The organism is Methanocalculus sp. (assembly GCF_029762515.1).
Lineage (GTDB): Archaea > Halobacteriota > Methanomicrobia > Methanomicrobiales > Methanocorpusculaceae > Methanocalculus.
This window is the reverse complement of the sequence record NZ_JARVGN010000417.1, coordinates 1-1,917: the sequence shown is the minus strand read 5'-3', so window position 1 is coordinate 1,917 and position 1,917 is coordinate 1. Positions and strand designations below refer to the sequence as shown.

Annotated in this window: 2 protein-coding genes; both read left to right on the top strand. The window is 54.1% G+C overall.

Translation table 11 applies throughout. The annotated features are described in order from the left end of the window. On the top strand, window positions 1–770 hold a 770-nt coding region (locus QCH34_RS11670; protein ID WP_300334390.1), incomplete at its 5' end, for a tryptophan--tRNA ligase. Further along, window positions 771–1,917 (top strand): phenylalanine--tRNA ligase subunit alpha (locus tag QCH34_RS11665; protein ID WP_300334388.1); only part of this gene is annotated, 1,147 nt, incomplete at its 3' end.

The following is a 1,917-nucleotide window of genomic DNA, read 5'->3' as shown; positions in this document are numbered from 1 at the left end:
CGGATCTCCAGGCGATCTATGGATTCTCACAGGAGACTGCGCTTGCCCATGCAGATTCGGTTGCCACACAGGTTGCGGATATCCTGTACCCGCAGCTGATGGAAGGGCCGGCGCCGACGGTTGTTCCGGTTGGAATCGATCAGGATCCGCATATCCGGCTCACCCGTGATATTGCACATAAGATGAGGTGGTTCACGGTGCTGGATCAGGGAACTATCATCAGTGTGAGGTCAAAGAATGCCCCTGTTCATGCAATGGATGCGATTGCTGCGGCATTCCCCGGATCGAAACGGTACGAGGGGCATGTTGATATTCCTGGTGCAGACTGCCTCTCTGTCTCTGAAAAAGTCCGTGCAATCGAGGTTGCGGAAGGCGGCTATGGTTTCATCACCCCCTCATCCACCTACCACTCCTTCATGCAGGGACTGCAGGGGGGGAAGATGTCAAGCAGTGTGCCTGATTCTCTCTTCTGGTTTGATGAATCAGATGCAGATGTGAAACGGAAGGTGATGGGCGCCCTCACCGGAGGAAGGATGACGAAAGAAGAGCAGGTCCGGCTTGGAGGGGAGCCTGACAGCTGCCCGGTCTATCTCTTAAATCTCTTCCATATGGTTCCAGAGGACGAAGAACTCCTTGATATCCGGACACAGTGCCTTTCAGGCTCACTCCTATGCGGTGCATGCAAGAAGGCAACATTCGAGCGGGTAAAGGAATTCCTCTCGGAATTCAAAGAAAAAAGGGATGCTGTCTCCCACATGGTGGTGTTATAGATGGAACTGACCGCAAATGAAAAACGCCTTCTGGCCGTGCTTGGGGAGCATGGCTCAGCAGAGGCATCGATCCTTGCAGATGAGCTCTCAACAGATGCCGCAGCAGTTGTACAGTGGGCACACCTTGCCGCAGGCAGAGGGCTTGTCCAGGTTAAACGCGAGGTGAAGGAAGAATGTCAGCTCACTGAAGAGGGAGAGGCCTATGCCAGAGATGGTCTTCCCGAACGGCAGGTGGTCGAGAGCATCGTTGGAGAAATCCCGATGGGAGAACTCTCCCGGCACCCTCTTGCAAAGGTGGCAATTGGCTGGATGCGGAAGAATAACTGGATCACAATAGATCGCGGAATCGCAAAGAAGGCTGAATCAACTCCTGAGAGCACTGAAGAGCTTGCACTCAAAAAGATTGCTGCTGGTGTAGCGGATCCGGATGAGTGTGGTGAGCTGAAATCACGGGGGCTCGTCACCGTACATGAGGAAGTACGGTGGATCATTCTGATCACCCCTGATGGAAAGAAACTCCTTGAAGCAGGAATCGATCTCCGCCCTGAAGTCGGCACGCTTACCCGTGAGCAGATCCTCTCCGGATCGTGGAGGGATGAAGCACTCCGCCGCTACAGCCTTACAACACCCCCACGCCGGATATATCCGGGAAAAACTCATCCGTACCGGCAGATCCTTGATGAGGTGCGTACCCTGCTCCTTGAGATGGGTTTTGCGGAGTTCTCCGGGAACATCGTCCAGAGCGTCTTCTGGAACTTTGATGCACTCTTCCAGCCGCAGGATCATCCTGCGCGTGAGATGCAGGATACCTTCTATCTTGACCTCACCTCGACTCTCCCGGATGGATGGGAGAAGATACGTGATATGCACGAATTTGGAGGGTATACGTCCTCCACCGGCTGGGGCGGTTCCTGGGATAAGGCGAAGGCAGAAGGATCTGTTCTCAGGACGCACTCGACATCCATGTCGATCCAGTATCTCGCAGCACATCCGGAGCCCCCGGTTAAGGCCTTCTCCCTTTCACGAGTCTATCGGCGTGAATCAATCGACCCAACCCACCTTGCCGAGTTCGAACAGCTTGAGGGGATTGTGATGGATGAGGGTGTCACCTTCAGCCATCTTCTCGGGTTCTTAAAAGAGTTCTATC